We start from the raw sequence: 22,540 nt of genomic DNA on the forward strand, positions 1-22,540 counted from the left end.
GCGCGATATGAAAAAGTTGATTTCCCGTTACAATATCCTGCTGCTGGCTATTGTGTTTTCAGGTGCCGGCGGATGTAAGAAATACCTTGACCAGGTACCCGACGACCGTATTACCATTGAAGAAGTGTTTCTGAAGAAAGGGCCTTCAGAACAATACCTCGCCAATGTATACAACTATGTGGATGATGAAGCCGATCAATGGCAGGTAAACCCCTGGCTGTCTAATTCAGATGAAGCAGATATTACCTGGTCAAAGTATAAGACCTATGACCTCAACATCGGCAACATGAGTGCCGGCAACGCAATATTTGATACCTGGAGCCATTACTACCAGGGCATCCGTTCTGCTACCTATTTTATTAATCATATCGATAACAATGCAGAGATACTGGCATTAAACGGCCGGCAGCTGATTGACCAGTACAAGGCAGAAGCCAGGTTTTTGCGTGCGTATTATTATTTTTTGCTGATGCGTCAATACGGGCCGGTGATTCTTGAGGGGGAAACCGAAGTGCCGGCAGATGCCACTGCTGCGCAAATGCAGCGCCCGCGCAGCCCGTACGATTCCTGCGTAAATTATGTGGTGAGTGAATTAGACAAAGCGGCGGCTGTGCTGCCCACTGTGCCTTCTTTAAACGGGCAGGCAAATGATATACAGTACGGGCATGCTACCGTAGGTATGGCGCTTGGGGTTAAGGCAAGGGTGTTGCTGTATGCAGCAAGCCCGCTGTACAATGGTAACACAGAATATGCAAGCTTCAGAACCAGGGAGGGACAACCGTTCATTAACCAGACGTACAGCGCAGATAAATGGAAAAAGGCGGCAGATGCAGCCAAAGCAGTAATTGATCTGAATTTGTATTCATTGTATGTTGATCCTTCAGGCGACCCGGTGAAATCGTACCAGGGGGCATTATTATCTGCCTGGAATGCTGAACAGATCTTCAACAGGAAGAAAAACATACTGCCTGATTTTGATGTAAACTGTATGCCCAGGCAGGCGGGCGGATGGAATGGTGTTGCTCCTACGCAGGAGCAGGTAGATGCTTATTTTATGTCAGATGGCAAATTGATCGGCGAATCACCGCTATACACAGAAACAGGCTTTACTACAGTAAATGGTGTGCCGGTATTCAATATGTATATGAACAGGGAGCCACGTTTCTATGCGTCTGTAACCTACAACAACAGCATATTCCAGGGCGGCAATATGCAAAGTGCCGCACCTGTAAAATTGTTTGCAAGTGGCAGCAGCGGTAAAAACGGGCACCCGACAGACTGGTCAAAAACCGGTTACCTGATCAGGAAAGGTGTGGCGCCACAAACCAACGCAGGTTCAGGCGGCAATGGCACCAAGTTTGACCGGCCTGAGTGTTTGCTGCGGCTTGGTGAAATCTATCTCAATTATGCAGAAGCGTTGAATGAATACAGTCCGGGTGATCCCGATATTCTCAGGTACCTTAACCTGATAAGAGCCAGGGTAAACCTGCCGCAATACGGCAGTGCCGGTTTGGCTGCACCGGCTGACCAAACAAGCATGCGTGCACGTATATGGCAGGAGCGCAGGGTAGAGCTGGCTTTTGAAACATCCCGCTGGTTTGATATACGCCGCTGGAAAATTGCGCCACAGGTAATGGGAGATATGCACGGGATGAATATTAACAAGGATGACAATACTTTTTATACAAGAAGTGTAGCCAGCCAGCACCTGTTCCGGTCGCCTGCATCTTATTGGTGGCCCATCAGCCAGTATGATATGGACAGGAATCAATTAATGGTGCAAAACCCCGGATGGTAATCAACTCATCAATCTTTATTCTACAATCATGCACAATAAACCATTTTATCATTCCATACTTGTTGCAGCCCTTGTATGCGGCATTGCAGGTGCCGGCTGTAAAGACACTTTTGACCTGCCCAGCCAGCCGGTTGAAAACTACACAAAAATATACATGCCCGAAGCGGTAAACGGCCCTGTTACAAGCGTGTTTAAAATTACCGATAGTATACAAACCCTTACCTATGGCGCCAATTACGGCGGCCAGGATTTTCCGGCTGCTGATGTGCCTGTAAGTTTTACAGTAAACAATGCATTGGTTGACAGCTTTAACACTGCCAAACATACCAGCTATGCTGCGCTGCCTGCAAAGAGTTTTACGTTGTCTGCAACCACTGCAGTGATTCCAAAAGGGCAGGTGAGCACACCGCCGCTGAGCATCAGTTTTATTACCAAGGGGCCGGGCGCTATGGATGCACTAAAGACTTACCTGTTGCCCATCAGTATAACCAGCACTTCGGTAAAAGTAAATGAAGCATTGCGCACCACTTTTTATGTGGTGAAAGCCCAGCCCGATTTGAAAGATTATCCCAACTATGACAGGGCGAATTGGAAAGTGATTGATTTTTCATCGCAGGAAGCCAATGGTGAAGGGCCAAACAATGGCCGTGTAATATTTGCACTGGATGGCGATGCAGCTACCTTCTGGCATACACAGTGGCAGAATGGAAGTCCGGGGCCGCCGCACTACTTTACCATTGATATGGGTGAACAGCAAACATTGCATGGCTTTTCTTTTCTTGACCGGCAGGGCGACCAGACCGGGAAGCCCAATGAAGTGGATATTCAGGTGAGTACGGATAACCTGGCGTGGACAGATGCGGGTATAATTAACCTGCAGAACACAAAAGACCTGCAGCCTGTTTTTCTGCCCAATGGGTTTAAAGAGGCGCGTTATTTTAAAGTGATTGTCAACAGTGCCTATGGGGCTTCCTTTACGCATCTTGCTGAGTTGAATGCATTTTGAGCATTTACCATTTAGTTGAGTACAATAACGAATTAGCATTATATTTGAAAGACGCTATCAGATACTACCATGAAAAAAATATGTTATTTAGCCACGTTTGTTTTTGCCAGTTACTTCACAGCACAGGCCCAGCCATTTGTGCCCAATACGGAAAGGGATGCTCCCGTTCCTTCAGAGATTGAAAACCCCGAGTGTATTGGCATTAACAAAGAAGCCAGCCATGCCACCTTAATGCCTTATGGTTCTTTAAAGGAAGCACTGGCGCTTAAACGCAATGCGTCTTCATTCAGCCTTAGTTTAAATGGTTCCTGGAAATTCAACTGGGTTGACTGGCCGCAGAAACGTCCTGTTGATTTTTATAAACCCGAATACGATGTATCGGGATGGAAAGATATTCACGTCCCCTCTAACTGGCAGGTAGCAGGTTATGGGACACCTTATTACAGCAACTTCACCTATATTTTCCAGAAAGATTTTCCAAAGGTGATGAGCACGCCGCCTGAAAAGTATACGGCGTTTAAAGAGCGTAACCCGGTAGGCAGTTACCGCCGTGATTTTACGGTGCCGGCAGCCTGGGCCGGCCGTCGCATTTTCATCAGCTTTGATGGTGTGGACGCAGGCTTTTTCATTTGGGTAAACGGGCAAAAAGTAGGTTACAGTGTAAACAGCCGCAACGTTGCTGAATTTGACTTAACGAAATATGTAAAGCCCGGTAAAAATACACTGGCAGTAGAAGTGTATCGCTTTACCACCGGCAGTTATCTTGAAGACCAGGATATGTGGCGGTTGAGCGGCATCTTCAGAAGTGTAACATTGTGGAGCAGTCCGCAGGAACACATCAGGGATTACTTTGTAAAAACCAACCTCGATGATGCTTACCGTAATGCTGATCTGGTAGTGAACGCAAAGGTTAAAAACTACGGCAACACGGCTACTGCAGTGCGCACAATAGCAGCTTCATTGTACAAGGGCACTGCGGCTGTTGCGGGTGCTTCAGCCAGGCAAACTGTGCCTGCATTGCAGCCTGGCGAAGAAGTAACAGTTGAGCTGCGTTTTAATGTAAGCAACCCGTTGAAATGGACTGCGGAAACGCCGAACCTGTACACCACGGTGCTTACACTGAATGAAGGCGGGCGTGTAGTGGAAACCTTATCCGCGCATACCGGTTTCCGTAAAATAGAAATCAAAGACCGGCTGTTTCTTGTGAACGGTGTGCCTGTTAAACTGAAAGGGGTAAACCGCCACGAAAACTGGCCTGATGACGGGCATGCTGTTACGGAAGAGCAAATGATCAGGGATATTGTGCTGATTAAACAGGCCAACTGTAACCATGTGCGCACGTGCCACTACTCCGATGATCCAAGGTGGTACGAGCTGTGCGATGAATACGGTATTTACCTGGTGGCAGAAGCCAACCTGGAAAGCCATGGTGCATGGGATGAATTTAATGAAGAGCCAAGAATTAAGGCAGCGCTGATTGACAGGAATGTGGCCAATGTAGAAAATTTTAAAAACCATGCATCAGTCATTATCTGGTCGCTGGGCAATGAGTGCGGCAGCGGCGGCTCCAACTTCAGGGCCATTGTAAAAGTGATCAAAGGCATTGACAGCACGCGCCCCACACATTACCAGGGCTTTGGTATCGGGGATAAAAACCCTGCTGATATAGACAGCGAAATGTACACCGACGTAGAGAACCTGGAAAAACATGCCAATAGTAAAAACCTCACCAAACCTTTTTACCTGTGCGAGTATGCGCATGCCATGTTTAACTCCATGGGTTCGGTGGATATTTACAATGAACTTTTCGATAAGTACCCGCAGCTGCTGGGCGGTGCCATATGGGAGTGGCAGGATCAGGGTATTTACAACAACCGCGATCCCAAACACCCGATCACCGCGTTTGGCGGCGGTTTTGGCGAATACCCCAATGACCAGTATTTTATTCACAAAGGAGTGGTATTCTCTGACCGTTCGCTTAAACCACATTACCCTGAGCTGAAACATGCGTACCAGTGGGTGGGCATAAGCGTGAAAGATCTCAGCAGCAAAACCTTTACCATCAAAAACCGGTACCAGTTTACCAATCTCAGTGGTTTGAATGGTCATTGGGAATTAACGGAAGATGGTGCGCGCATTGCCACGGGAAATATCACCATTGGCAGCGTTGCACCGGGTGCGGAGAAAGACATTGAAATACCTTATACCGTGAACCCCAAAGCAGGCGCTGAATATTTTCTGCGTGTATCGTTTAACCTGGGTAAAGATGAAATATGGGCCGGCAAGGGATATGAAGTGGCCTCGCAGCAATTTGAGCTGCCGGTTACTGCAACTGCTGTTGCAACGCAACCCAAAGGCGGCAGCCTGGTACTGCATGATAGCAAAGACGAGGTTGTTGTTAAAGGCACCGGGTTTAGCCTGGTATTCAATAAAACAAAAGGTACATTTTCAAGCATAGAAGAAAACGGGGTAAACATACTGCAACAGAACGGGGGGCCGATGTTGCACCTGTGGCGTGCGCCACACCGCAAGGATGATATGTGGGCAGATGAAGACTGGGAGAAGAAAGGTTTGAAAACCATCAGCTGGGTAACAGATGAAGTTAAAACCACACAACTGAATGATGGTACGGTTGAAATTAAAGCACACCTTAGCGGTACAGGCAAAGCGGATTTCAAGGTTACCCACGAGGCAGTGTATACCATTAACGGCAATGGTTTGATCAATGTAGCCAATGATGTGCAATTCAGTGATCCCAAAGTGGTGCTTGCCCGCCTGGGTGTTCGTTTGTTCCTTGATAAAAAACTGGACCAGTTTGATTATCTCGGCCGCGGGCCTATGGAGAACTATGCTGACCGCAAGCAGGGCTTTGATGTAGGACATTATTTCAGCAGCGTAAGTGCACAGTTAACGCCATATGAGAAACCGATGGAATGCGGCAATCATGAAGATGTAAGATGGGCCAATGTTACTGCGGCAAATGGTACAGGTATCTGTGTTAAACGCGATAAAGACCTGTTGCAGGTAGCAGCGCTTCCTTACAGCGATGAAGAAATGTCGCCTGTGGAATATAAAATAGATCTGCCCAAAAGCAGCGGTACTGTTTTATGTATCAGTGCGAAAACACTGGGTGTAGGCTCATACGGCTGTGGCCCCAGGCCATTACCTGTATACCGGGTGTATGCGAAGCCATCCACATTCAGTTACCAGCTGCAATTGTTGTCACATAAATAAAAGCGCAAAGGCAGTTATGCAACTGCCTTTTGCCGGCCCGGCTGCAGATGCAGCCGGGCTTTTTTTTGATGCACAGGATGCTATTTTCGCTTTGGGTGTAGTATAGTGGTAAACAAGACAAGGTTTTTGTGAAAAGAACAGGTGCAGCAACAATGCAGGTAACAGGCTTCTTAACATATACATCGGTTGAGAACACAAATGTGCGGCATGTTGCACAGCCTGTCAATCTGATTCTTGCGATATATCCGTACGGGAAAAACTGGTGTTGGCCGCATGCATTGGTGTGGCGGAAACTGTTATCCGTTTACCAGGTTGCGCTGTCGGTAGCTGCAAGTTGCATTTACCAATGAATCGCCGGATCTTAAACGGCAAATACTGTTTATGTCAGATAATTTAACAAGGGGACATTATGCCGCAGCAGGCCGGGTGCTGCTGGGTATAGCGATGGCAGGCATTGGACTGGTACATTGCGTATATGGCCATTTCCCGTCTGGTTTGCTGGCTGTGCCTGCCGGGTTGCCTGTGATGAGCCTGTGGGTATATCTTACCGGCATTGCGCTTTTGGCAGCAGGTGTGTTGCTGATCCTGAACCGTTACATACGAAAGGCCGCTTTGCTGGCGGTGATCGTGCTGGGCCTGTTGCTCTTATTGCTGCATGTTCCCAAACTATTCATGCACCTGCACGATCCGCTGGAATGGACACCTTTCGGCGAAGTACTGGGATTGTTCAGCGGCGCAGTGCTGCTGGCTGCGCTGGCTGGCGTGTTAAGCCGGGCATATATCAACGTTGCGGTATGGTTATTTGCTGCTGCGATGCTGATATTTGGTGTGCAGCATTATATGTATGCAACATTTATTGCCACACTGATCCCTGCATGGATCCCGGCAAAAATGTTCTGGTCGTACCTGGTAATGGTGGCTTTCTTTGCTGCTGCCATCAGTCTTTTTATCCGTGTGCAAAGCCGTGTGGCAGCGCTGCTGCTTAGTATTATGTTCCTGCTTTGGTTTGTATTGCTGCACATACCAAGGGTTGCTGCACAGCCGCGTACAGAAACGGAATGGACAAGTTTGTTTGTAGTGCTGGGCATGGGTGGTATTGCTTTGCTTGTTGCAGCGGCGGTGGTACAGCCTGCAGCCAGGCAACGGGAAGGTAATGTTGCGGTGGTTTTATAACACATCTTTAGGTACGGCTTCGCTGTTTTTCGCAGTATTCATTATTTCCTTTGTTTTGATGGGCGGCAGTATTTCATTCAGGCAGGTAATGGCGTTCAGTATTCTTGGATAGCCAATATAAGGCAACAGCTGGGTTAGCAAATTAATCAGGGTTTGCCGGTCGTTGCCTACATTGGCATTACCCTGTATATGGCCCTTTATCTGCGGCTCTGTGCCGCCCAGTGTAACCAGGAACGACAGCGTGATCATTTCCCTGGTCTTTACATCCAGCCCGTTGCGGGTAAGGTAATCTCCAAAACAATTGGCCGTTAAGTATTGCTGTATATGCAGCAGGTCTTTTGGTGAGTTTTTATATGCTGTATCGATACTGCTGCTGAATATCTCCATTTGCTTTACCAGTCCTGCTTCCTGCCTCGTTTCTCTTGTTGTGGTGGACTGGCGTTCTGTAGCCTGCGGTATGCCGCGTTGCGTAAACACTTCATTGGTGGCATGTATAAAGTCAGTCACTTTTGCCATGCCTGTATACGGTACAGCCTGGTATACGATTTCCTTTATGGCCACAGGCGACACACCTGTATTCAATGCCGCATTCAGCATCATGGTGTATGCCGTTACTGACTGGCTGGCAATGGTCGCTGCCAGTATCAGCATGATGCGTGTTTGCGGGTCCATTGTATCATGACTGATGACTTCGTCAAAGGCGAAATTGTCAAATAGTTCTGCCAGTTCAGGATCAGTGATGTTGACTGCTGATTGATAACCGGGCCATAAGGTTTCCCGGTTACCGGTTGCTTTTTCCGTAATATTCAACGCAGGCGATGGCTTGCTTTCCGGTACATTGACGGCGTTGTAAACACTATCGGTTACGGGTGCACCCCATATGGTGCTGTTTTTACCCGGCGGTACAAGGGCAATGTGCGTCATGCCGCTGTTGTGTGCGGCGCCATGCCAATGGTCTGCATCTGCCGGAATTTTTACTACATCGCCTGTTTTAATCAGCTGTGCAGGCTTGTCCTTTTCCTGGTAATAACCGGCACCTTCTGTTACAATAAGAATTTGTCCGTATGGGTGCATGTGCCAGTTGGTGCGCGCTTTTGGTTCAAAGGTTACTTTGCTTACCACACTCACCAGGTTATCTTCGGGTGTTACAGCGAGGTTTAGTAAAACCTTCCCGGTAAAATATTCACCGGGAGCCAGATTGCCATTGGATAAAATCGAAACCATAATATGTATTTTATAACTGCTGCCGTTTTGCGGCAATATTTATGTTGTCCAGCACTATGCCAGATTTTATGCGCTATAAAATAGTAATTAAAGTATTGATTAGTAGTGTAAGAACAATGGAGTGATGATAGCTGGTATGGGATGAGTTTACACACACGGATATTTACCATGTAAAAATAGCTCCGGTTTATTGGTGGAAACTTACGGGGTGAACCAGCGTGAAGCAGCTTCCCTGAGGGATTGTTCATCAGGTTCGGTGTCAGTAGCCCAGGCAATAAAACCGTCGGGACGTATGAGCAGGGCACTTAAACCTAATTGATCTTTCGCTTTGCCGGATATATACTTCAGTTGACTGCCATATTCACCGGCCAGGGTTTTAAGTGAAGTGTGCATGCCAAAGTCGAGCAGTATGCCTTTGCCATCGTGCATCAGTTCGCCGATGGTGGCGTTTTCCAGCTCAAAATTGGGAACGCTGCGGCCTGTTAATGGATGGCTGCCGCCGAGCGGGTAATGTGTGTTAACGCCCCACACGCGTGATGCAAAATAGGTAGCGCCATCGCGTGTGTTCATCAGGTCGCGGATAACAGCGTACATAGCGCGGGCATTGGGTTCCGGCCGCATAATGAGCACCTGCGCGCGTGACCAGTCCAGCACCTGAACGCCAATAGGGTGCCGCTCATTGTAATAACTATCCAGCAAGCCTTCCGGTGCTTTGCCTTGTATGGTTGCAGCGAGTTTCCAGCCCAGGTTCATGGCATCGCCTAACCCGAGATTCAATCCCTGGCCACCGAGTGGTGAGTGGATATGTGCAGCATCACCGGCCAGCAGTACGCGTCCTTCTCGGTAAGTGGTAGCCTGCCGTGCGCGGTCAGTCCACGTGGTTGCAACATGCAAAGCTGTAAGCGTAACATCGGTGTTGGAAACACGGCGCAGCACATCCTGCAGGTGTTGCAGTGTAAGCGGCTGTGCTGAGTGATGGAAAGCACCGCCATCAAACTCCTGTATCATAAGGTAACCGGGCTGCGATTGCATGTACATGCCTGTTGCTGTTACGTTGCGGCCAGGCTGCAGTTTTTCGGGATCGGCAATATCCACGCGGGCAGTGTAGCCGGTAAATTCCGGCTCTGTACCTGCGAACGCAAAACCGCCGGCCTTGCGTACCGCGCTGCGGCTGCCATCGCAACCTACCAGCCATTTACTTTGAAAGAATTGTTCGTTTGCTTCAACAGTAACTGCTTCACCGGTTTGCTGAAACCCGGTAATAGTGAACCCGCGTTTTACCTGTACACCGAGCGTTGTTGCGCGGCGGGTAAGGGCCGTTTCAATTTCCTCCATTTCAGAGATCAGGCCTGTTTCAGTAGAAGTTGGCAGGCGGTATTCCCACTGCGTGGTGTCGATGTCTCCTTCATGAAAAGGAATGCCTGCAAAGTGTCCAACCTGTCGGCGTGCGCCTTGTCCGCCGTGCTGGTGGGGATTCTTCATGCGTTTGTGCAGCTCCAGTTCCTGCAGTAATCCGCGGCGGTAAAATGCTTCAACAGAAAGGGCATTAAGTCCGCGCACGCCGAAAGGCAGCTGTTTTAAAGGTGAGCTGGCCGTTGCGGCTTTTTCCAGTATCAGTACTGAGCAGCCTGCCAGGGCCAGTTCGCAGGCGAGGAACAGGCCTACAGGTCCTGCGCCGGAAATAATAACATCGTAAGTAAGTGTATTGCGTGCAGGTGAATGGGTATCAGTTGTTGTGTTCATTCAAAATGATTGAAGCGCAAAATTCCCGAATGCAGCTGTATCAGGCTTGTACAAATGCGACAAAATCGCTGCTGACGGCTTGTTTTCCCTTCTTTGCCTTGCGCGCAAAGGCTGCGGGTGTAGCGCCGCTGTAGCGTTTAAATTCCCTGCTCAGGTGCGATTGATCGGTATAACCCAGTTCCTGTGCCAGGCCTGCGAGGTTAACCCCGGGATTGCGCCATAGCTGGTTTCGTGCCTGTTCAAAACGCATCAGAGCTGATACATCTTTCACCGTATATCCTGAAGATTGCTTGAACTTTCTTTCCAGCGTGCGAACGGTAGCATGGGCTGCTGCCGCAACCTGGCTTACAGGCATGGTACCGTTTGCCTGCCGCATGGCAACGCCTGCTTTGAATAACATGCTGTTCACTGCAATGCCTGCATGTGCATCGAGAAAGTATTGCGTTACGCGGGCAATGGCTCCCGGTACATCACCAGCTGCTATGCAGGGGTTCAATTCAGTTTGCAGCCGCGCAATGGGATGTTCAAATGCGTGTACACCGTTTTTGCCGGATGGCAGGCCGAGCAAATCGAAAACAGTCCAGGGAAAGCACCTGATGCCAATAATTTCCAGGTGGGTTTTGGTGTAAAAAACAGCGGGGTGGTTAAGCAGTCCCATCATAAAGGGTGATGGGAGGGGCTGTAAGTCGCCATTGTGCGCAAGGGTATAAAGTTCTCCGAAATAGAAAATGATTTCGGCATACCCATCGGGTTGTACCTCAAAGGCTGAGGTGGATGCTACCTGTTTCCGCGTGTTGTGCCAAAAGCATTTTATGGTGTCGCGTAATGCTTCCGGCGGTTCAAATTCCTGGTGTTGCATGTGGATTGATGGTTCCATGGTTAGAGGGATTTATGGTTAGATGGGGTAAAACAAAAAAGCCTCAACATTTCTGTTAAGGCTTTACTTGTGGGAGCACACGGGATCGAACCGCGGACCCTCTGCTTGTAAGGCAGATGCTCTAAACCAGCTGAGCTATGCTCCCTTATTTGAAATTTGACTAGCAAAAGAACTTCCCTTTTCCGCTTTTGGGGTAACCCTGATTGCGATTGGGAGTGCAAAGATAGGAGAAGAATTATTTCCTCCAAATTTTTTTAAAAGAAATATGTTTTTTCTTTTAAATCTTACAGATACCCGCGGTTAATGAACTGCCAAAACCACGTTACATATAGTTTTACTTTAAAATGGCTAAAAAAACACGAAAGAATGAAGAAAAGAGGCAACCGGTATCAAAGTATTGCGTATCTATAATACATAAACACATAACCGGTTAGCTCGTTGGAACAAATTGCGGATATAATAACGGGATGTGCCTCGAATGAGGCAAAGTCGCAGCGGCTGCTCTATGAGCGGTACTACGGCTATGCCCTGAAGATTATTTTCCGCTACATTTATAGATATGAAAAGGCGGTTGATGTGGCGAATGACGGATTTGTGAAGCTGTTTCGGAATTTTGGCAAGTTCACCTGTGATGCACCCGAACACCTGGAGAAAACGCTGATGGGGTGGATCAGGAAAATAATGGTGAACACGGCTATTGATGAGCTGCGCAGGCAGCACATGATTCCTGAAATAGGCGGTATACCCGAATATGTTTGGGAAGAACAGGATCACAGTCAGAACGCCGAACAACAATTGTTTTATAAAGAGTTGATCATTCATGTAAAAGAGTTGCCGCCATCTTACCGGGTGGTGTTTAATATGCATGTAATAGATGGCTATTCCCACCAGGAAATAGCTACACAGCTGGGCATCACGGTAGGTACGTCTAAATCGAACCTGGCGAAGGCAAGGCTGCATCTCCAAAAAAAACTAAATAAAGAAGACATCCAGGAGGCAGGATATGCAGCCAACAAGTAACGATATGGACGGTTTGTTCCGGGATGCCGGCGCCAACTACCCGCTTAAAACAGGCGGGGGAGACTTCGATGCCGTATTCAGCCGGCTGCAGTCTGGCGAAGGCGATGCCGATATTCCCGGCGTGCTGCCGCCGCTTAGCCCTAAAAAAAGAAAACGGTATTTGTGGATATGGCCTTTGTTGCTGGTGCTGCTCATTTACCCGGGTTACCGTTTAATGAAGCCCAACAACGCAGGTGATGCAGCAACTGTAAACAATACCACCAAAACCGAACAGCAGCCCGTGAACAGGCAGGCCGGGCAAAATAAGCAAACTGCCAATCAGCCTGAACCCGGTACTACCACTACTGGTGTTACTGCTGAAAGTGGCGCTGCAACAAAGTCTGCAGGTAATAACAACAACCCGGTTGATGAAAAAAGCGTAACCGGGCAGCGCAGTAATAACAATGCAGATCATACAGGTGCGGTAACAGTAACAAGCGGCAGTACAGCCAAAACAACCACACTGCGAAACAGCAGGAATAAAAATACAGGCGGCGTTAAAAATGCTGCCGGTAACAATGCACGTAATGGTGCAGGTGTAACTGAAAACAATAACTATAACACTGCTGTAACCAGCAATATCCATAGCAGCTTTACACCACAGGCTGCCGGTAATACTACCAATGAAGAACGCAGCAATATATACCTGCATCCGCTGGATGCCAGTATAGTGCTAAACCCGCTGTCACTGCAAAACAGCAGCGATGCAGACAAAATGTTTGAAAACGCACACCGCACACCGCTGAAAGATAGTGCTGCCCCCATGATACATTTGCGTGGCAAACCGGGTTACCGCAAGGGGGTATATATTGGCATGCAGGTGGCAGGTGATATCAGCACCGTGAAGTTTGAAAAAGGCAGTGTAGGCTATAGCGCAGGCATACTGGCGGGTTACCGCTTCAGCAAAAGGCTGTCTGCCGAGGCAGGCGTCATGTACTCGCATAAAGCGTACTACTCATCCGGTGAATATTTTAAAACAGATAAGATCAACCTGCCTGAACATGTGACCATTATTAATGTGGATGGCTATTGCAATATGATTGAAGTGCCGGTTAATGTTCATTATTACTTCAGTGTACATGAAAAGAGCAGCTGGTATGCAGCCGCAGGATTAACATCGTACTTCATGAACAAGGAAAAATATACCTCTTTATATAAAAGATACAACAACGAGTACACAGCAGACTGGCAGCGGAAAAATGCTTCAAAGAACATCTTCAGCATTATGCAGTTGGGGGCAGGATATGAACATGCGGCCGGTGTGTTGGGAACACTGCGGGTAGAGCCTTATCTTAAAGTATCGCTGAAAGGTGTTGGTATCGGCAGCCTGCCATTAACCAGCATGGGATTGAATATCGGTATAACCAAATCGCTCGGCAGGAAATAACAAGTACATTTTAAAGTAAGATTATGTCAACGAAAAAGATCATTTTTTTCGCAGTGGTGATCGTTTGCCTTGCAGTGGCTGCCTGGGGCTATCGCATGTATAACAAGCCAAGGGCAGGCGTGGCAGATCAGCAAACAGACCGCACTTTATCTGCTGCAGAATTGTACCGGTTGTATGCGGCAAATGAACATGCGGCAGACAGTATGTTCCTGGGCAAGGTAATCGCTGTATCAGGCGTGGTGCAGTCTGTTGACCAGTCGCAGCCCAATGCCCCAACCATATTGCTCGAAACAGGTGCTGCGGGTACCATCAATTGCAGTATGCAGCCGGGCGATTCCAAACCTATTAAACAAGGCATGCAACTGCAGGTGAAAGGCAAATGCACAGGTTTTTTAATGGATGTAAACCTGGTAGATGCCATTGTTTTACCATAACCTTTTTCACTAATTATAAAACAGGGAGTATGAAAAGAGTGCTTGTAACAGCAGGCGTGGCAGCGTGTGCCTTGGCATGGCTGGTAACGGGATGCGCCAAGACCAATGAAACAGAACTAAAGAACGAAGGCAATGGCGGCGATACAACCATTGTAACCTGCGATACCGTCAATAGCAAGTACAGCACGGCAGTGCAGCCTATCCTGCAGGCCAATTGTTACAGTTGTCATGCCAACGGCAATGTAAACGGCGGTGTTACACTGGGCAGCTATGCCAATGTTAAACAGCAGGCCACCAATGGCAACCTCATCGGCGTAATTACACATGCATCCGGTTACCCGGCCATGCCTGAAGGCGCACCTAAACTCAGCGATTGCGATATTAATAAAATCAGGAGCTGGATCGCCAATGGCGCCCAGGATAATTAACCATCTAAAAACACTTGTATGATGAAGCAACTGATCATGGTACTGGCCATAGCAGCTATAGCCGGCACCGCAAAAGCACAAAATTATTTTACCCGCAGCGGTTTTGTAGGTTTCTATAGCACTACTTCCCAGGAAAGCGTAAAGGCCGAAAACAAACAGGTATACGCGGTGATTGACCCCACTAAAAAAGCACTGGCATTTACATTACTGGTGAAGGGCTTTTTGTTTGAAAAGGAACTGATGCAGCAGCATTTTAATGAGAACTACGCTGAATCTGACAAATACCCCAAAGCTTCATTTAACGGTACCATGGAAGGCAATATAGGTACTGCCCCGGGCGAATATCCTGTGCAGGTAAACGGCCAGCTTACCTTCCACGGCGTAACCAAACCGGTCACCATGCCTGCCACGGTCACAATCCAGCAAGGCAAGCTGAGTGCAAAAGGCAACTTTACGGTAAAACCTGAAGACTATAACATTACCATTCCTGCATTGGTAAGAGAGAAAATAGCAAAAGAAATTAAAGTACAGGTTCAGGCAGACTGCCTTCCTTCAAAATAAACAGTATGAGCAAATATTACCTGCTGCTATGCCTGCCACTGCTGGTACTGGCACAACGCGCTGCTGCCCAGGATTCGAGCATGCTGCGCTTACTGAACGATTCACTGGATGTAAATGCCGGACCGCAAAAGGTAACCGGCACCTTTAAGGCTACGCAAATTGTCAATACCCCAACCATTGAATCACCTGCACGTCACAGCCTGCAGTTTATTATCATGCACCGGTTTGGCAAGCTGAACCAGGGCGCGTATGAACTGTTTGGGCTAGACAATGCCTCTATCCGTTTCGGGCTGGATTATGGCCTGTCTGACCGCCTGAGTGTGGGCATCGGCCGCAGTTCTGTTGATAAAGCTTTTGATGGCAATATCAAGTATAAATTGTTACAGCAGAATGATAAAAACATGCCTTTTTCTGCGAGCATTTATGGTTTAATTACCAACTACACGCAACGGTATACAGATAAGCCTTACCTCAATGCGCGCTACCGCACGGGCTATACTACAGAGCTGTTGCTGGCACGAAAATTTACCCGCGCTTTATCGTTACAGTTAACACCCGGCTGGACACACCTGAACCTGGTTGGAACACCGGAAGACAAGAATGATATTTTCACTTTAGGCATTGGCGGCCGCATGAAAATTACACGCCGCATGAGTATCAATGCAGAGTACAACTGGCTGCCGAAAAACCAGGTTGTATCTGTAGATGTACATCCTTCGCTTTCACTGGGACTGGATATTGAAACCGGCGGTCACGTGTTTCAGCTGGTGTTCAGTAATTCGGAAGGCATGGTGGGTCCTTATTATCTTACCAAAACAACCGGCCAGTGGAAAAACGGTGATATCTTTTTCGGTTTCAACATATCACGTGCCTTTAACTGGAAGAAGAAGTAAAGTAATCATTGCATATATTGCTCCTGGCCCTGTAGTGAATGTATTCATTGCAGGGCTTTTTTATACCCCTGGCAGAATCCAATACTTAACCGTTATTGCAGGAGGTAATATGGAAATGCAGGTACAGCAGGCTTTTCAGGGCTTTGTAATGATTTAGGGTGAGGCAGCAATAGTTCTGCTGCAATGCTTGCAAAAGCGGCAGATATTGGCTATCTTACTATAGTCCTACCAATCTAAATTCATTCACCATGGCCAGACTGGCACAGATACCATTCAACATCTTCGATTTTGATTACTCTGATAACAATGATGCAGTACAGCTGGTACTTCGTTTTCTCGAAGAGCTGCCTGATGTGCTGGAACTGTTTATTGATCCCACCTTCTCTAATTTCTTTGAAGTAAGCAACGAGCTGGGTTATGGCGAAGTATTGCAGCAAAACTCGCTGCAGGCCATGTTTGAAGATGCCCGCTACCAGTTGCTGGAAGAAATACTGGTGATGCGCAATGCAATGGAAAACGATCCTGCCTACCGTGAAAGACTTACCACTGAGCTTGCCCGCATTGGTTTTACAGGCGCCTCGCTGGATGTAAAGTTCAGCCTGCTGAATTACCGCTGGCGCAGCACCATTACACCCACAGAGCGCTCGGGCCTTTTTGATTTCAGGAACCGTTTTTTTGTAAAGCCATTTAAGAAATTCCTCAGTTACCTTAATTCTATCCTGGGCAGCCTCGGCAGTGTTATACCGGGTGTGGATGGTATCAAGGAATTTAAAGAGGTGATCGAAAACCATCCGTCATTGGATGATTGATCTGCTGTTTTATGGTTTGATTGCTAGTTCTTATATTTAGCGGCCTATTTAACAGACTAAATTATATGACATGGCCAACAGCAATTTCATCAGGCATACGGTTGTTTTTACGTTGAAGCATCCGCAGGGTTCTGCAGCAGAACAAGATTTTTTAACAGCAGCCAAAATACTGGCAGCCATACCTCGTGTAGAAAAGTTTGAACAGTTGAAACAGGTAAGTCCTAAAAACCAATACCAGTTTGGTTTTTCAATGGAGTTTGCAGATCAGGCTGCGTATGATCACTATAACAATCATCCTGATCACGTAGCTTTTGTACAACAGCGTTGGGTAAACGAGGTAGCGGAGTTTATGGAAATTGACTATGTGCCGGTAGAAGCGTAAGCTGTGAGCCGTGAATCGTCAGTCATGACCGTGAATCGTCAGTCGTCAGTCGGTGTGAGGGCCAATTCGAGAGTCGAGAATCGAGAGTCGAGATGATCGTAGCGAAGAATGGAGCGGGATGTTGCAAGGCGGGTAGCAGCTATTGGCTATTCTCCAATCAGGTTGATCGTAGCGAAAAGCAACGGCATGTGAACATGCCGCCGCAGGCGGTAGTACGTAACAAAGCTTGCAGCTAGAAGCTCGCAGCTCGCAGCTCAAAGTGCTTCATTCAATCCTGTACGAAATGTTATACCAGTTCCATTCCCAGGTGGTGCCATTGTCTGCAGAGAAGGCCTGGCTCCATACCGGGTGGTTTTTGTCACGTACATCCCACCTGAAGAGTACGATGATGTTTTTGCCCTTGTAGGTATCTTTCACAAAGAAATGTCCAACATTGTTTTCAAAAGAACCTGTTACCGGCGGGTCGAGTACGCCGGTATTGTTGGCCACCCAGTACAGGCTCCATAACCTGGTTTGGGGATTAAACAAACGGAGTGTAAAACCTTCAAAAGGCTTGCCTTCAAGACCAGGCATTTCGGTGGTTTTGTAGGTGTCAATATCACCAATGCCGTTGAGTATTTTACTGTTTTCATCAGTAGATTCAAATTCTGTCCACTCCTTGCAATCTTCCAAACGTTTGTTTAACCTGCGGTGATGCATCTTCCATTTGCCTACCAGGAAATCAAAATCATTTTGAGAGGAAGTAGCCGAAGCAGTAATAATCAGCTCGCCGGACGGGCTGAACTGCAGCGGCGGAATGCGCAGGGTGCTGTCTGCTGTTAAACGATTGTTCTGCGCGTGTGACACATAAAAGCAGAGGCAAAGCAATAGCGTGGTGCAGTATTTCATGGTAAAGTTTTGTTGTATTACAGAGCTGTGCAATGGCGGCAGTTGCCGGTAAGCTGGTACGTGCTGCAGTTTCGTGATGCCATACTGCCTTGTAGTCAAAGCCTTACTGATGGTGTGCTAACAGGCATGGTGAAAATACGCTGTTGTATGTTGCAGTGTACTTTAAAATAACAGGAGTGGTGACTGATGCTGACGAAAGGCAATGCAGCCGCCCGTTGCCGGAGTACTCTATTTGAAATGATATACCTTTGCATGGCAGCAGCGTTTAAGCAGCGGCATTGGCCAGGGTTACATGAACAGTGTGAATTGAATGATGAAGGTATGGAGACGATAAAAACGGCAACACAAAGCAGCCTGTTTGCTGAACAGGGGAGCAGGGATTATAAACAGATTATCAGGGCAATGTTGATTGCCGGAATTTCCACTTTTGCACAGTTGTATTTTTTGCAGCCTATGCTGCCTGTGCTATCCCGCTATTTTAACATTACACCGGCGCACAGCAGCCTGGTAATTTCTGCAGCCACACTGGGCCTGGCTTGTGGCTTGTTCCTCGGCACATTTATTTCCGACAAATTCAAACGCAAATCACTGATGTCTGCGGCGATGATCATATCGTCTGTACTTACCATTGCAGCTGCGTTTGTGGATCATTTTCCTGTACTTGTTTTACTGAGCATCTGCAAGGGTATTGCACTATCCGGCGTAGCAGCAATTGCCATGGCCTATATTGGCGAAGAAGTTGCGCCTGCCGCGCTTAGCCGTACCATGAGCCGTTATATTGTAGGCACTATTGTTGGCGGCATGACGGGCCGCGTGGTTGCCAATTTCCTGGCAGCATGGTTTTCGTGGCAAACCATCTCATGCATTATCGGCTGTGCCTGTCTTTTGTTATCGTTCGAATTTTTGCGCCGCCTGCCTGCTTCCAGGCATTTTAAACCACGCAAACAAAGTCGGAAAGCATTGATTGCCGGTTTGCTGAAAAGTGTGCAGGACAAAGTATTGTTGTCTTTATGCATATTCGCAGGGCTGGCCATGGGTGCCTTTGTAAGTGTATACAACTACCTGGGCTTCCGTTTGGAAGCAGTGCCATTCCAGCTGCCGCACCAGGTGATTGCCTGTATTTTTGTGATGTACGCGGCAGGCATCGGTGGTTCTCTGGTGGCTGTGCCGCTTATCAAGCGACTGGGTGCTTACCGGGCATTGAATATACTATCGGGTATGTCATTACTGGGTTTGCTGTTTACCTGGCCTGATAAGCTTGTGTTTGTGATATTGGGCTTATGTCTTTTCACTGTTGGTTTCTTTGGCGCGCATACCATTGCCAGCAGCGGCGCAGGTGCACGAACGCCGCATAACAGGGCTGTTGCTGCTTCCCTGTATTTATTGTTTTATTATATCGGCAGCAGTTTGCTCGGCAGCTTCAGCGGAGTGGCCATGCACAGCTATGGATGGAATGGAATTGTGGTGTTGCTGGGTGTGGTGCTAACGGTGGCGTTGCTGCTTACGTTGATGTTAAAGAGAAGAAGTGTGTGAAGGGGGGAATAGTCAATAGTGAGTGGTGAGTAGGGAGAACATCGGGAATCGACAGTCGGGATGACCTTAGCGAGTAGTAGAAATGTGCAAGCACACCCGCCGCAGGCGGAGGGGGTAGCAAAGCTTGCTGCTCGTAGCTTGCAGCTTATAACAAACGTTTCAGGCGTAAGCGCACATATTGCTGTAACAGGATGGGGTAGGCGTTGTAAAGTATATTGCACAGGAGCAGCAATAGCGCCCATTGCCAGTGCCGTGTAACCAATGCATGGGCTGTCAATACTGCGAAGGCCAGTAACATGCCGAGGTGAAAGCGCTCGAACATATACGATTCATTGATTTTACGGGTTATCGTGGTTTTGTTGTACACGATGCGGTACGCAGGATAACGGCGACGGATGATGCGGTTGATGATAACGCCGTGCTGCACATACTGCTGTACCCTGTGTACTCCCAGGCGATGGTACCAATGCCTGGATTGACTGATGACCATTTTATCCAGCAGGGCAGGTTTGAAGCAATACGGCAGTATACACAAAGGCGCAATCAGCCATAGCCAGTTCAGCGGCAGGTATAAATAAAAGTAATATACAGCAGGAGTAAGGTTCAGTATGGTCCAGAAAAAGTTGGGCACCGCGTTGTACAGTGCGGCGAGCCGCCCGGCTTTCTGCAATACTGTTTGCTGCTGCGATGACATACTGTAAGATAAGCAATTGCCGGCGAAACAATGCGCTGGTGTGGATATCACATGGTACTGATGAAAAGACATTATACGCAGCACTATTTAATCTTTGCGCAAAAGACACCATCATGCAGTTGCCTTTGCGGTAAATGGGATTCTCCGGCAAGTACACCTGCGTGATATATGGAAACAGCAAGACATCGGCACTGTTAACCGCTACAGCAGCAAAGTGGCTGCGCATGGCGTGCTGCTACTGCAATGCAGCAAGTGATCAATACAATAATACTTCTACCGCTTCAACAATTTTTTGGTTAGCCAATGGCTAAGCAGTGCGCTGCCTGCGCCTGTTACTGCCCCGCCGATCACATCGGAAGGATAATGCTCACCAAGGTAAATTCTTGAATAACCGGCGCAGCCGGCCCATATATAAGCAGGCACTACTACATACCATTTTTTATATTCCAGCGCTAAACTCGTGGCTGCGGCAAAGGCCAGCGTGGTATGGCCTGAAGGAAACGATTTGCCGTGTTCCTGTTTGTAGGGGAATATTTCATCAGGATGCTTTTCGCCGGGGCGTTGCCTGTTGATGCTGGATTTAAGTACCTGCGATATGGCTGTTGATACCAGGATGCTGCCAAAGGTTTCGTATGCACGATGCAGGGTAAGCTTATCGTGCCCGATAAGACCAACAGCCAGCTGGCCAAAAGGGATGGCGATGGCTACCGGGTATACAGACGATGTGGCGCCTTTCCAGAAAGACGAGCCGGGGTTTTGCGGGTTAATGCTTTTTGCAAGATTCAGATCCCATCCCTGTGCACCGGCACGAACACTGAAGAAATAGAACACAGGAACAAAAGCTGCAATAAGGGCAGTTTTTTTAAAACACAACATAGCTTGAACTGTTTTTTAATACCATTTAGCGGCTAACGGCAGTAGATATTCAGTAAATGTAGCGGGCGATTCTGGCGGAAATCTGAAGTAATGTGATTTGTACATGGGTAGGCATGAAAACGACAACGCCAAAAACAGCGCCGCAGGATCTGCCGGATCAGTGATATGGCCGGCATGCTTCCCGTATACAGGAAGAACAATAAATTAAAGTCTGTAGTGATAGATAGCTAAATGCTTATAGTAGTAACTTGTAGCTAACCTTGTTTATGTCAGAGTGCTGAACTGCATCTTTTACACTATAAATAAACAATCATGAGAACCACCATGCTACGCCGTCACCGGCTTACTGCTATGAGTTTGTTTTTGACTGCAACACTGTTTGCACTGAGTGCCTGTACTAAAAACCAGGCATTGCAGCCTGAAAAGGGAGCGGCCACCACGCCAAGGGCAGCCGCCGGCATTATTGTAGGCACCATTACCTACATACAAGGGCCATACAAGCTGATCTTCAGAAACGATGCGCCCAACTTCGATACCACCGTGCGCAACCAGATGGTATCTGCATTTTTTACTGTGTACCCGCAGGAAGTAGCGCGTTTTAACACGGCTGCTCCCAAAACAGTTAAGTTCACTATGACTACCACTTATTCCGGTGTGGCAGCTACTGCCGGGGATTCCACTTTCTTTAGTGCTGCTTACTTTGCATCTCATGCCACAGACATTGATGTGGTTACCCATGAGGTAATGCACATTGTACAGGCTTATCCATCGTACAACCCCGTATGGCTGATAGAAGGCATTGCTGACTATGCGCGGTATACGTATGGTGTAGCCAATGCTGCAGCCGGCTGGAGTTTGCCTGCTTACAGCTCAAGCCAGAGTTATACCGATTCGTACCGCGTTACTGCACGCTTCCTGGTATGGATTCAGCAACATGGCTATCCGCAGATTGTAGACAACTTAAACTCAGCGCTGCACAGCGGAACCTACACTTCCAACACCTGGGTAACGCTTACCGGCAAAACAGTTGACCAGCTGTGGCAGCAATATGGTCAGAACCCGGCATTGGATGCAGACCTGCCGCCGATAGGCAACAAAACAGACATTACTTCCGGCGCAACACTCAGCGTTAGCCAGGAAAACTCAGGCGGGACCGGTGCTGTAGAAGGTTCTTCAAAAGTAATTGACAACAACATTCACACTAAGTTCTTTACTGCGGGTTATACAGTGAACCTGTCTATACAGCAGCACCTTACCAGCGCGCAGGCTGCAAATGCCTATGTGCTTACATCCGGTAACGACCATACAGACAGAGACCCCAAGAGCTGGCAGATACAGGGATCAAACAACGGCACTACCTGGACAACGCTCGACACCCAAACCGCACAGTCCTTTATTTCCCGTGCGCAAACCAAACAGTATTCCTTCAGCAATACAACTACCTACAGCTATTATAAACTGGTGGTTACAGCCAACAACGGAAGTCCCGACTTTCAGCTGGCCGAGTGGCGCATGCTGAAATAATGCCGCTGCATCATTTA

The 22,540-nt window shown here is 47.9% G+C and carries 21 protein-coding genes and 1 tRNA gene; 15 read left to right on the forward strand and 7 right to left on the reverse strand.

Features of this window, described 5'->3' with window-relative positions; translation table 11 throughout:
- Positions 1 to 7 precede the first annotated feature (7 nt).
- From DXN05_RS09710 to DXN05_RS09730, 4 genes are all read left to right on the forward strand, one after another.
- The gene (locus DXN05_RS09710; RefSeq protein ID WP_158559191.1) at positions 8 to 1,798 is read left to right on the forward strand and encodes a RagB/SusD family nutrient uptake outer membrane protein; all 1,791 of its coding nucleotides are present in this window, start codon (positions 8 to 10) and stop codon (positions 1,796 to 1,798) included.
- 28 nt (positions 1,799 to 1,826) lie between these two features.
- Positions 1,827 to 2,804, forward strand: coding sequence for a BT_3987 domain-containing protein (locus DXN05_RS09715; RefSeq protein WP_116847017.1), 978 nt, complete (start codon positions 1,827 to 1,829; stop codon positions 2,802 to 2,804).
- 69 nt (positions 2,805 to 2,873) lie between these two features.
- The gene (locus tag DXN05_RS09720) at positions 2,874 to 6,038 is read left to right on the forward strand and encodes a glycoside hydrolase family 2 TIM barrel-domain containing protein (RefSeq protein ID WP_116847018.1); all 3,165 of its coding nucleotides are present in this window, start codon (positions 2,874 to 2,876) and stop codon (positions 6,036 to 6,038) included.
- A 381-nt stretch (positions 6,039 to 6,419) separates the two neighbouring features.
- Complete coding sequence (locus DXN05_RS09730; protein ID WP_116847020.1) at positions 6,420 to 7,211, forward strand: hypothetical protein; 792 nt, start codon at positions 6,420 to 6,422, stop codon at positions 7,209 to 7,211.
- Here DXN05_RS09730 and DXN05_RS09735 read toward each other — a convergent pair.
- The 4 genes from DXN05_RS09735 to DXN05_RS09750 form a co-directional block, all read right to left on the reverse strand.
- Complete coding sequence (locus DXN05_RS09735) at positions 7,206 to 8,435, reverse strand: cupin domain-containing carboxymuconolactone decarboxylase family protein (protein ID WP_116847161.1); 1,230 nt, start codon at positions 8,433 to 8,435, stop codon at positions 7,206 to 7,208. The genes DXN05_RS09730 and DXN05_RS09735 overlap by 6 nt on opposite strands.
- Before the next feature lie 201 nt (positions 8,436 to 8,636).
- Positions 8,637 to 10,178: an FAD-dependent oxidoreductase gene (locus DXN05_RS09740; protein WP_116847021.1), complete on the reverse strand. Its 1,542-nt coding sequence runs from the start codon at positions 10,176 to 10,178 to the stop codon at positions 8,637 to 8,639.
- 40 nt (positions 10,179 to 10,218) lie between these two features.
- Positions 10,219 to 11,055 (reverse strand): AraC family transcriptional regulator, encoded by an 837-nt coding sequence (locus DXN05_RS09745; protein ID WP_245975172.1) that lies wholly within the window; start codon positions 11,053 to 11,055, stop codon positions 10,219 to 10,221.
- Between the two features lie 70 nt (positions 11,056 to 11,125).
- Positions 11,126 to 11,200, reverse strand: a tRNA-Val gene (locus DXN05_RS09750).
- Positions 11,201 to 11,493: 293 nt separating this feature from the next.
- Here DXN05_RS09750 and DXN05_RS09755 point away from each other — a divergent pair.
- The 8 genes from DXN05_RS09755 (at position 11,494) to DXN05_RS09795 (ending at position 17,008) form a co-directional block, all read left to right on the forward strand.
- The gene (locus DXN05_RS09755) at positions 11,494 to 12,075 is read left to right on the forward strand and encodes an RNA polymerase sigma factor (protein WP_116847023.1); all 582 of its coding nucleotides are present in this window, start codon (positions 11,494 to 11,496) and stop codon (positions 12,073 to 12,075) included.
- On the forward strand, positions 12,059 to 13,501 hold the full coding sequence (locus DXN05_RS09760; RefSeq protein ID WP_116847024.1) for an outer membrane beta-barrel protein: 1,443 nt from the start codon (positions 12,059 to 12,061) through the stop codon (positions 13,499 to 13,501). The genes DXN05_RS09755 and DXN05_RS09760 overlap by 17 nt, the downstream gene beginning before the upstream one ends.
- A 23-nt stretch (positions 13,502 to 13,524) precedes the next feature.
- Complete coding sequence (locus DXN05_RS09765) at positions 13,525 to 13,935, forward strand: OB-fold protein (protein WP_116847025.1); 411 nt, start codon at positions 13,525 to 13,527, stop codon at positions 13,933 to 13,935.
- A 29-nt stretch (positions 13,936 to 13,964) separates the two neighbouring features.
- On the forward strand, positions 13,965 to 14,363 hold the full coding sequence (locus tag DXN05_RS09770; RefSeq protein ID WP_158559193.1) for a c-type cytochrome: 399 nt from the start codon (positions 13,965 to 13,967) through the stop codon (positions 14,361 to 14,363).
- A gap of 18 nt (positions 14,364 to 14,381) precedes the next feature.
- Complete coding sequence (locus DXN05_RS09775; RefSeq protein WP_116847027.1) at positions 14,382 to 14,924, forward strand: YceI family protein; 543 nt, start codon at positions 14,382 to 14,384, stop codon at positions 14,922 to 14,924.
- Between the two features lie 5 nt (positions 14,925 to 14,929).
- Positions 14,930 to 15,817: a DUF5777 family beta-barrel protein gene (locus tag DXN05_RS09780; RefSeq protein ID WP_116847028.1), complete on the forward strand. Its 888-nt coding sequence runs from the start codon at positions 14,930 to 14,932 to the stop codon at positions 15,815 to 15,817.
- 248 nt (positions 15,818 to 16,065) lie between these two features.
- A complete protein-coding gene (locus tag DXN05_RS09790; protein WP_116847030.1) occupies positions 16,066 to 16,626 on the forward strand; it encodes a hypothetical protein in 561 nt (186 codons plus the stop codon).
- A 70-nt stretch (positions 16,627 to 16,696) separates the two neighbouring features.
- A complete protein-coding gene (locus DXN05_RS09795) occupies positions 16,697 to 17,008 on the forward strand; it encodes a Dabb family protein (RefSeq protein WP_116847031.1) in 312 nt (103 codons plus the stop codon).
- 264 nt (positions 17,009 to 17,272) lie between these two features.
- On the opposite strand, the gene DXN05_RS24910 is transcribed toward DXN05_RS09795, so the two are convergent.
- A complete protein-coding gene (locus DXN05_RS24910; protein ID WP_211330007.1) occupies positions 17,273 to 17,995 on the reverse strand; it encodes a hypothetical protein in 723 nt (240 codons plus the stop codon).
- 222 nt (positions 17,996 to 18,217) lie between these two features.
- Here DXN05_RS24910 and DXN05_RS09805 point away from each other — a divergent pair, with 222 nt between their 5' ends.
- Complete coding sequence (locus DXN05_RS09805) at positions 18,218 to 19,429, forward strand: MFS transporter (RefSeq protein ID WP_158559195.1); 1,212 nt, start codon at positions 18,218 to 18,220, stop codon at positions 19,427 to 19,429.
- A gap of 145 nt (positions 19,430 to 19,574) precedes the next feature.
- Here DXN05_RS09805 and DXN05_RS09810 read toward each other — a convergent pair whose 3' ends face one another.
- Complete coding sequence (locus DXN05_RS09810; RefSeq protein ID WP_116847033.1) at positions 19,575 to 20,123, reverse strand: glycosyl-4,4'-diaponeurosporenoate acyltransferase CrtO family protein; 549 nt, start codon at positions 20,121 to 20,123, stop codon at positions 19,575 to 19,577.
- Positions 20,124 to 20,217: 94 nt separating this feature from the next.
- Between DXN05_RS09810 and DXN05_RS24640 the strand changes: the two genes are divergently transcribed.
- Entirely contained in the window at positions 20,218 to 20,379 is a 162-nt protein-coding gene (locus DXN05_RS24640) for a hypothetical protein (RefSeq protein WP_158559197.1), read from the forward strand.
- A 17-nt stretch (positions 20,380 to 20,396) separates the two neighbouring features.
- Here the strand turns inward: DXN05_RS24640 and DXN05_RS09815 are convergent, their stop codons facing one another.
- The gene (locus DXN05_RS09815) at positions 20,397 to 20,999 is read right to left on the reverse strand and encodes a phosphatase PAP2 family protein (RefSeq protein WP_116847034.1); all 603 of its coding nucleotides are present in this window, start codon (positions 20,997 to 20,999) and stop codon (positions 20,397 to 20,399) included.
- Between the two features lie 312 nt (positions 21,000 to 21,311).
- Here DXN05_RS09815 and DXN05_RS24915 point away from each other — a divergent pair, with 312 nt between their 5' ends.
- Positions 21,312 to 22,523: a basic secretory protein-like protein gene (locus DXN05_RS24915; protein WP_211330008.1), complete on the forward strand. Its 1,212-nt coding sequence runs from the start codon at positions 21,312 to 21,314 to the stop codon at positions 22,521 to 22,523.
- Positions 22,524 to 22,540: the final 17 nt, after the last annotated feature.

Origin of the sequence: Deminuibacter soli, from assembly GCF_003412455.1 — a bacterium.
In the GTDB taxonomy this organism is placed as follows: Bacteria; Bacteroidota; Bacteroidia; order Chitinophagales; family Chitinophagaceae; genus Deminuibacter; species Deminuibacter soli.

What these genes read in the sequence shown, in the direction of transcription:
- DXN05_RS09805 (WP_158559195.1), top strand. Translation starts at nt 18,218, where the DNA reads ATGGAGACGATAAAAACGGCAACACAAAGCAGCCTGTTTGCTGAACAG.
- DXN05_RS09710 (WP_158559191.1), top strand. Translation starts at nt 8, where the DNA reads ATGAAAAAGTTGATTTCCCGTTACAATATCCTGCTGCTGGCTATTGTG.
- DXN05_RS09735 (WP_116847161.1), bottom strand. Translation starts at nt 8,435, where the DNA reads ATGGTTTCGATTTTATCCAATGGCAATCTGGCTCCCGGTGAATATTTT.
- DXN05_RS09715 (WP_116847017.1), top strand. Translation starts at nt 1,827, where the DNA reads ATGCACAATAAACCATTTTATCATTCCATACTTGTTGCAGCCCTTGTA.
- DXN05_RS09795 (WP_116847031.1), top strand. Translation starts at nt 16,697, where the DNA reads ATGGCCAACAGCAATTTCATCAGGCATACGGTTGTTTTTACGTTGAAG.
- DXN05_RS09765 (WP_116847025.1), top strand. Translation starts at nt 13,525, where the DNA reads ATGTCAACGAAAAAGATCATTTTTTTCGCAGTGGTGATCGTTTGCCTT.
- DXN05_RS09810 (WP_116847033.1), bottom strand. Translation starts at nt 20,123, where the DNA reads ATGTCATCGCAGCAGCAAACAGTATTGCAGAAAGCCGGGCGGCTCGCC.
- DXN05_RS09790 (WP_116847030.1), top strand. Translation starts at nt 16,066, where the DNA reads ATGGCCAGACTGGCACAGATACCATTCAACATCTTCGATTTTGATTAC.
- DXN05_RS09780 (WP_116847028.1), top strand. Translation starts at nt 14,930, where the DNA reads ATGAGCAAATATTACCTGCTGCTATGCCTGCCACTGCTGGTACTGGCA.
- DXN05_RS09770 (WP_158559193.1), top strand. Translation starts at nt 13,965, where the DNA reads ATGAAAAGAGTGCTTGTAACAGCAGGCGTGGCAGCGTGTGCCTTGGCA.
- DXN05_RS24915 (WP_211330008.1), top strand. Translation starts at nt 21,312, where the DNA reads ATGAGAACCACCATGCTACGCCGTCACCGGCTTACTGCTATGAGTTTG.
- DXN05_RS09760 (WP_116847024.1), top strand. Translation starts at nt 12,059, where the DNA reads ATGCAGCCAACAAGTAACGATATGGACGGTTTGTTCCGGGATGCCGGC.
- DXN05_RS09815 (WP_116847034.1), bottom strand. Translation starts at nt 20,999, where the DNA reads ATGTTGTGTTTTAAAAAAACTGCCCTTATTGCAGCTTTTGTTCCTGTG.
- DXN05_RS09720 (WP_116847018.1), top strand. Translation starts at nt 2,874, where the DNA reads ATGAAAAAAATATGTTATTTAGCCACGTTTGTTTTTGCCAGTTACTTC.
- DXN05_RS09775 (WP_116847027.1), top strand. Translation starts at nt 14,382, where the DNA reads ATGATGAAGCAACTGATCATGGTACTGGCCATAGCAGCTATAGCCGGC.
- DXN05_RS09740 (WP_116847021.1), bottom strand. Translation starts at nt 10,178, where the DNA reads ATGAACACAACAACTGATACCCATTCACCTGCACGCAATACACTTACT.
- DXN05_RS09730 (WP_116847020.1), top strand. Translation starts at nt 6,420, where the DNA reads ATGTCAGATAATTTAACAAGGGGACATTATGCCGCAGCAGGCCGGGTG.
- DXN05_RS09745 (WP_245975172.1), bottom strand. Translation starts at nt 11,055, where the DNA reads ATGGAACCATCAATCCACATGCAACACCAGGAATTTGAACCGCCGGAA.